4 protein-coding genes are annotated in these 7,996 nt (G+C 43.9%); 1 reads left to right on the top strand and 3 read right to left on the bottom strand.

All coding sequences use genetic code 11. The features are described 5' to 3' along the window. Nucleotides 1–39: 39 nt before the first annotated feature. Nucleotides 40–2,163: a TonB-dependent siderophore receptor gene (locus tag AB4513_RS02360; RefSeq protein WP_102257566.1), complete on the bottom strand. Its 2,124-nt coding sequence runs from the start codon at nt 2,161–2,163 to the stop codon at nt 40–42. Nucleotides 2,164–2,387: 224 nt separating this feature from the next. Further along, nucleotides 2,388–4,424: a TonB-dependent siderophore receptor gene (locus tag AB4513_RS02365; protein ID WP_012600977.1), complete on the bottom strand. Its 2,037-nt coding sequence runs from the start codon at nt 4,422–4,424 to the stop codon at nt 2,388–2,390. A 486-nt stretch (nt 4,425–4,910) separates the two neighbouring features. Here AB4513_RS02365 and AB4513_RS02370 point away from each other — a divergent pair, with 486 nt between their 5' ends. After that, on the top strand, nt 4,911–5,549 hold the full coding sequence (locus AB4513_RS02370) for a hypothetical protein (RefSeq protein ID WP_009844799.1): 639 nt from the start codon (nt 4,911–4,913) through the stop codon (nt 5,547–5,549). Between the two features lie 314 nt (nt 5,550–5,863). On the opposite strand, the gene AB4513_RS02375 is transcribed toward AB4513_RS02370, so the two are convergent. Next, nucleotides 5,864–7,057: an acetate/propionate family kinase gene (locus AB4513_RS02375; RefSeq protein WP_009844798.1), complete on the bottom strand. Its 1,194-nt coding sequence runs from the start codon at nt 7,055–7,057 to the stop codon at nt 5,864–5,866. Nucleotides 7,058–7,996: the final 939 nt, after the last annotated feature.

Here is a 7,996-nt window from a genome sequence, read left to right on the forward strand (position 1 = left end):
GGCGACTTATATTCGTTATTATTTTTAATCAATTACCGATTAGAACTGATAGTTCAGATCCAAAGTGTATGAACGCCCTGGCGCTGGATAGCGGCCAACCGGACTGGTATCAATACCGCGGAAGTAGTAGTCCTCAGCAAACAAATTGTTCACTGCAACATTCATGCGTAACTTACTGTTTTCATCTTTATACAAGTCTGAGCCTAGGTTTAAGTTCCATACCATGTAAGCAGGTACTTTGCCTTTCGCACCCGTTGCATCTTCAGCACTGGTATTGGCATTGTCAGAATAAGACTCACTGAAATAGTAACCAGATAAGGTCGTATCTACCCGGCTAAAGGCGTAAGTCGCATCCCAGCTAAGCTGATGCTCGGATGTGTAAGGAAGTTGCTTACCTTTGTTTGCACCTTCTGCCTCTATCGTCGCATCCAAATAGTTATAACCCGCGCCTAAACTCAGAGCTTGCATAGCCTGCGGAACATAACGACCTGAAAGCTCAATACCTTGATGAAGCGTTTTACCAATATTGTCAAAGGTCTGCGTTCCGCTTTGCCATTGGAGTTGGTCTTCAAAATCAATGCGGTAGAGCGCGACATTAAAGCTAGTTGAATCTTGATTGTAACGAGCACCCAACTCGTAGTTCCATGCTAGCTCACTGCCCTCTTCACCCTTGCCTCGGATGTAAGCGATTTGTGGTGCGCGCAAAGATTTCTGCGCATTGGTGTACCCAACCCATTGCTCAGTTAAATGGTATGCCACGGTTAAGCCCGGCAACCACTCCGTCACTTTGTTGTCTGTACTCTGAGCTTTACCCTTATCATTAAAGGTCATATCAATCGATTCGTAACGAATACCTGGAGTAACCTTTAGCACGTCGTTAAACAGGCCAACTTCATTGCTGATGTAACCTGCGAATGCATCGGTATTCAAGTTCCAATCACGTGGCACTTTTGTTACTCCGCCAGCAATTGGCGTTTGCGTTAGCTTGTAATCGATATCTTCATTTACATAGCGAGCACCTACAATCAAGTTTTGCGTCACCGTATTACCGTCAAAGTACATCGCTAACTTAGGTTCCACACCATAAACAGCGAATTCACGTGGTGAGGTGCGAATATCTGTTGATGGTAATGCTGGATCAGCCCAGTGACCGCCTGCGCTATTAAAGCCCCATTGGAAGAAACGCTCAGAGTGGTGACCGAATGTCAGAACCTCTAACTCTGCGCCATCTGCAATATTCAAATCATGCAAATACTTCAGGCTCCAACGCGTTGATGTGCCTTTGTATTCGTCATATGGTCGCTTCGATTGAGTACGATCTTTCTGGTAATCTTTTGGCGATAAAGCGCCCGGCATTTGGGTGTCGGCATCGTAACGCTGAACGAATGCTTGTAGCTCCTGGGTATCACTGAGTAACCATTGCAACTTCGCTTGGAAGTTTTTTACATCCGTATCTGAATGATCACGGAAGCTTTCACCTTTTAGGAAGTTACCTTCCACTTGAAGTGCCAGCGTATCGGTTAACCAACCACCGGTACGTAGGTAAAAGTCATTCAGTGGTGTATTACCATCTTCAAATACGGTGAAACGATTACTGATTTCCGTTTGCCACTCGTGTGGAATGGGCTTAGTCACCAAGTTGATCACACCACCCACGTTATTTGGCCCGTACTGCACAGCCGCACCACCACGTACGATATCAATTCGGTCAAGCATAGATAGCGTTGCTGGAAAAATAGATTGTCCGGTATGACCATAAGGCGCAAGAGTCAGTGGTACACCATCCATTAGAAATTGAGCATGACCACTGCGGCTCGCTTTCAAGCCGCGCACCGAGATGTTAGGCAATACACCCGTGCCCGTTTCGTCTTGAACCTTAATGCCCGGTACACTTTGAAATGCTGAATCAATAGAGAGTGCGCCAGTCTTTTTAATTTGTTCGTTAGTTAGAACGGTACGCGCTCCCGGATACTCTTTCACATCTTCTAATTCTGAATTACCGATCAAGCTGCCCGTCACGACAACCGTTTCCATGGTCGTCGTTTGCGGATCAGACGCAGCGAATGCACTCATGGAAGTCACTGAAGCGATGGCCGTTGCAAGTACGGTCAAGCGCAGTTTATGTTGCGCGTGGGGTTTACCATCCAAATTCTGGTAAGGCATGAAAATCTCCTAAGTAGGCAAATTAGGGTCAAAGGCTGTGCTTTTAAGTTATGCCAACGCTTTGACCCATTGGGCTAAACGACCTCAAAATGAGGCCAACTGTTCACTCACTCGTAGCGAACAAATCAATAGTTTTTTCAGTTGAAATAGCTTTTAGTCACGTACTAGCTCTTAGAAACGTAATAACGCTTAAAAATTAACGACTCTTAGAGCTGAACTCGCTTTTAGAACTGATAGCCGTAGCTGAGCATGAATTCAGCTGGCGCTCCGTAACCAATCTGGTTAGTACCCGACTTACCACTGGTTGCCCCAAGAATGTATTTCTCGCCAAGTACGTTATAAGCGTTCGCTTGAACTTTGTGACGACCCGTGGTGTACGCTGCCATCAAATCAACAGTGGTGTAATCACCTAATGCGACGGCTTCATTGTTACCTGCGTAGCGGTCCCCTACGTATTTCACACCACCGCCCAAACGCCAGTTTTCGTATAATTGGTAAGTACTCCAGAGTGAGAACAGATGATCGGATACATCATTCGGCTTTTTACCTGTATCTTTATCTTCTGCATCTAAGTAGCTATAACCAACTGAAATATCCCACAACTCTGTAATCTGACCGCGAGCTTCCAGTTCAATACCTTGGTGACGTGCTTCAATCTTATTGATAACGTCGCCATTAATATTGGTTTGTGGTTGTTCTTGATCAATTTGGAAAATAGCGGCATTGAGCATCAAAGCGTTATCGAGTAAGTAAGCTTTCGCACCCACTTCTTTTAGATCGGTATGGAAGAATTCAGCCAGTTTAGGGTTGATATAAATACCGGAGTAAGGCAATTGCCACGAACGAGCTAAGCTTGCGTATACCGACATATCGTTGTTGATGCGATAGACCAAGCCACCACGGTAGCTCACTTTGTTATCATCTAGCTTCTCTTGGGCTTTCCCGGCTTTTTGCTGCTCAAGTTCCATAGAGTCATAGCGCACGTTACCTATCACCGATAGATCACCCAAGGTGTAAACGTCTTGAAGGTAAATACCCGTCGTCGTCGTTGTGTTATCACGGAAAGGCTTGAAACCCGGATCAGGCGTTGCTCCTACGACGGGGTTATAGATGTGTTTCGGAGGTAAGGTTTTATCGCTTGCTAGCGTTAAATCGATATTGATCTGGTTATAATCCGCACCAATCATCATTTGGTTAGAATCGGTTTCCCACACTAACTCGGATTGCATCGTCGTTGTGGTTCGAGGGTCATAACCGAAATTGTTCACGGTTTGAGAGACTTTATCTCCCGTCACAGTGCCTTGACGCGTGCCCTTTTGCTCAAGTTCGATATGATTGTATGCCGCTCGGTTTGTCCATACCCACTCGCTATTCAAGCGCCACTCATAATTAATGCCAACACGCAGGCTATCGGACTCTTGATAATCGTTAGTGCCACCGTAGAAAGAACTCTCAGAGACATCGACAGGTTTGCCATTTTTGGATGGAACACCACGATATGGCACCAGCTCTTGGTGTGCATATTCGACATCTAAGTCAACGGTATGCCCTTCAGCTGGCAGCACTCGAATGGTTGGTGCGATAAAGAAATCATTCGAATCGACATGGTTAACATACGAATCAGCCTGTCGGTGTTCCAGGTTAATACGTCCATTGACCTTATCTGAAAACGCCATTGAGCTATCCACCTGCCCTACAAATTGGCTGTTACTGCCAACACTGCCGTTCACATTGGTAAAATTGTCGCCATTCGCTCGCTTGGTGACTAAGTTAATGATACCGCCAGCAGAACCCCTACCATACAGAGCACCTGCAGGGCCTTTTACCACTTCAACACGCTCAATATTGGATAGGCTTCGATACGACTGTAAAGTTCCATCATCACGCATGCCATCACGATACATGTCATTCAGTGCATCAAAGCCACGAATAACGAACTGATCTCGACTGCCTTCACCTAAGGTATTATTGACACCAGCAACACCATCAAGAGCATCCACTAAACGGACCGCACCACGGTCTTCCATCTCTGTTTTAGTGACCACTGAAACGGCTTGTGGGACATCGAGCCATTCGACATCCGTTTTGGTACCCGATTGCGGCATGTGCTCCGCGTAGCCTTCGTACTGATGACCAATAACTTGCACGGTTTCATCCACCGTTACTTCTTCTGAAGCCATTGCATTCGACACGGTAGCCACTGTGGTTAATGCACCTCCAATTGCCAAAGCGAGGGGGGTGAAAGCCAATCTAACGTTCATATTCTAATTCCGGTTTAGTTTATAAATCACAATGGACGCGAATAAGAACAAATATCATTTATATTTGCAATATATATTTTACCGCCTACCCCTCCAGCACGATATGCAACATTGCTATTTACAAAATAATCAATAAAAACAAAATCATAAAAAGAACAAGCCTCTTAAGACATTGGATAATGTCGTATAAAAGTAGGTAAAAACGAGGTTCGACGGTTGGGAATACTCAGAAAAAGGACTTTTCGATAGGGAGAAAGACAGCAAATAAATAAAGGTTTGAGCCAGGTAACGGATGGGATTAATACCCTTTAGCACGGCGTGCCTATTAACTGGTCATACCTCAAAATAATGTTCAATAATTCAAGTCGACATCACTTAATGGCTAGCAAATATCGAAGTCTTAGATATGTTCATATATGCTTATAAACGGAAGCTTATTTTTATAAGCATTCATACAGATCATGAATAATAACAAAGGACTGTTTTATGCCATTGACATTAGATCAAGCTGCTCAGCTAATGAATCGAAATTTAGAACAATTTTTACATCGTTGTCCGCTTTCCATTAGTAGTGCTGGCCAATCAAAAGGAGCACTTACCTTTTATTTATATAGCCTCGGAGATACGGCGCTTGGTATCAATCAAGGTGTTCAAATGCCAGAGATGCGTTTGCGCTTATCTAAAACGGCGCTATCAAGTAGCGCTAAAGCTCTTCAATGCATCCACATACCGGTATCTCAGTTTGAACAACTTAAGCCTGAGTCCATTTCTAAAGTCACCCACTATGATTCTGCAAACTTCCTTGTTACCACTCAATTAACAGGTTGTACGTTTGCTATCCGACCGGGGAAAGGAGGCGGGCTTGAGTTTTTGCATGTTCAGCCAAATAGGGACTTTGATGGAGCAAAAATACAGCAAGCGATAAAAAAGGAGTTTCAAGTGTCTTTCGGTAAAGGGAATGGCTCTAACGGTACTACTTATGGGAATAATACCCGGGTTACTGTTTTAGGGGAGAGGAAAAATGGCTTGTGGAAAGTTTATGCACAGTATCAAGACGGCAACGGAAATGTAACTGGAGTTGATTGTATCTACAAAGAACCAAGCTCAGTAGCCTATGTTGACTGACAAACATGATTAGCAAAGAAGGCATGCCATACTCTCGTCTTTTAGCGTTCTCGCAGAAACGGGGAATTCAACTAACGAGCATTCCCCTCAAAACGACATAACTTACGACATCGTCATAGCGCGTATCACCCTCGAGTGATGCGGGCTTCGATACAAGATGACTCTAAGGCTACATTAGTAGCCTTTTTTCTCCTTCGATAACGAATAGAGAAGACAGGTAACAAGCAGATCTACTACAACTCATCCCGAACAAGAAAATAAAAAAAGCGAGCCACTTGGGCTCGCTTTTCATTATCTGATTTTCTTAAACTCTATTACAGAAGTTCTACCGACTGTTGAGCAATCACGAACTCTTCGTTCGTTGGAATAACCATTGCTACTGCGTCTAACATCTCTGATTTAGCGATGATACCTTCTGCGCCAAAGCGAGCGGCTTCATTGCCTGCAACGTCTTCAACAAAACCAAGAATCTTAAGGTTGCTTAGGATCTCACGGCGAATTGGTAGAGAGTTCTCACCGATACCACCAGTGAAGATGATGCCGTCTAAAGAGTCTAGCGTTGCAAGGTAAGAAGCAACGTATTTAGCAACGCGGTAAGTAAACACCTCGAAAGCAAGCTTAGCGCCTTCGTGGCCCTCTTCCATCGCTTCTAGGATGCCACGAGCATCGCTCGTAAGACCAGACACGCCAAGGAAGCCAGACTCCTTGTTTAGAGAATTAAAGACTTGCTCTTGTGACCAACCTTTTTTAAGTAGGTATTCGATGATACCTGGATCTAAATCACCACAACGTGTGCCCATCATAAGGCCAGAAAGCGGTGTGAAGCCCATTGACGTATCAACACTGTTACCGTCTTTGATAGCACATACAGATGCACCGTTACCTAGGTGAACAGAGATGAAGCTAGCTTGTTCAACTGGCTTGTTGACCATTTTCGCAGCTTCACGGCTAACGAAGTAGTGGCTCGTACCGTGGAAACCGTAACGACGAACACCGAAGTCTGTGTATAGTTCTTTTGCGATTGCACCAGTAAATGCACGTTGTGGCATTGTTTGGTGGAAAGCCGTATCAAATACAGCAAATTGAGGTAAAGAAGGGAAAGCTTCAATCGCAGCGCGGATACCAATAGCACCTGCAGGGTTATGAAGTGGAGCTAGGTCAGATAGGCTCTCAATCTCACTCGTTACTTCTTCAGTAATACGAACCGTTTGAGTGAACTTCTCGCCGCCGTGAACGATACGGTGCCCGATAGCCACTATATCAGCAGTGAAGCCTAGATCTTCCATCAATCCAACCAGTTTGCCAATGGCAATTTTGTGGTGGTTATCTTCACCTTGAATGGCAATTTCAGTTTTCTGACCTTGATACTTCCAGCTCATACGAGCATCTTCAAGACCAAAACACTCCCCTAAGCCACTCAATACGGCTTCACCAGAAACAGAATCAATAACAGCAAATTTTAGGGATGAACTACCCGAGTTAATAACCAGAACAAACGAATTAGACATTGGATATGGATCCTGTTTCAGTACGAATTGGATGAAGTGTTTACTTCAATTTTAGTTAAGCCCATTATTCAATAATTTTTGAATCTTTCAACTTTTGTTTTACAAAAAGCACCAAATGAACACAATTAAGTTGATCTGAGTCATTAGTTCATTTATTTCGAGAGCGAAATTAAAAAATAGTTGAATATGACAGTTGGTCAATAAACGAAGTAAAGGACTGCTCACACTAGGGCGTGTTGACCTTTCGAGGTTAAATTTTGTTCGAGATAAAAGCGTTTTAATCGCGGCGAGGGGGAAGTAGCCTAGTCATTCTAAGCAAATCTCCCTCAACAAAGAGTAAAACGCTTTTAGCCGAACCCTTCGGGCAGCGTTTGCTGGTCATTTCTACTACGTTATCGGCTTCTCATGTAGACTAGCTACACATCAAAGCCTCCGCCTTGTATAAATACCCAGCAACTCGCTGCAAAAACCAGCTCGAAAGATCAACACGCCCTAATTTCTACTCGATTAAGTTAACTAGAGTGAATCGAACCAATGCACGTAATCCGCCTAGCCCCTTCCCTTTTGTCTGCTTATCATTACCGATTACTTTTTGCTCGATTTCTCAATTGCTCAATGTTTGCATCAAAAAGATCACAAGAGTTGGGAATAGTGAACGACGAAATCCGATCTTCTTTTAATTGCATTCGAGTACAACTCTACGAATAAATGAACTGTAACGTCGCTTAGATAGCCTTCACTCATTGTTTTAGTATCTTGTAGCACGTTATTTCAATGTAGACTTAGAACGCGATACAGCTAAGTTTAGGCGCTAACATTAGATATAGGGACGACGTTTAGTTGAAGTAAGCTGCCGAATATATAGAACTAACCAAAGCTTAAGTTCAAATAGCAGGCACAAAAAAGCCGAGCATTATGCTCTAATGCCGTTCGGATAAG

The organism is Vibrio sp. 10N.222.54.E6, assembly GCF_041473955.1.
Lineage (GTDB): Bacteria > Pseudomonadota > Gammaproteobacteria > Enterobacterales > Vibrionaceae > Vibrio > Vibrio tasmaniensis_A.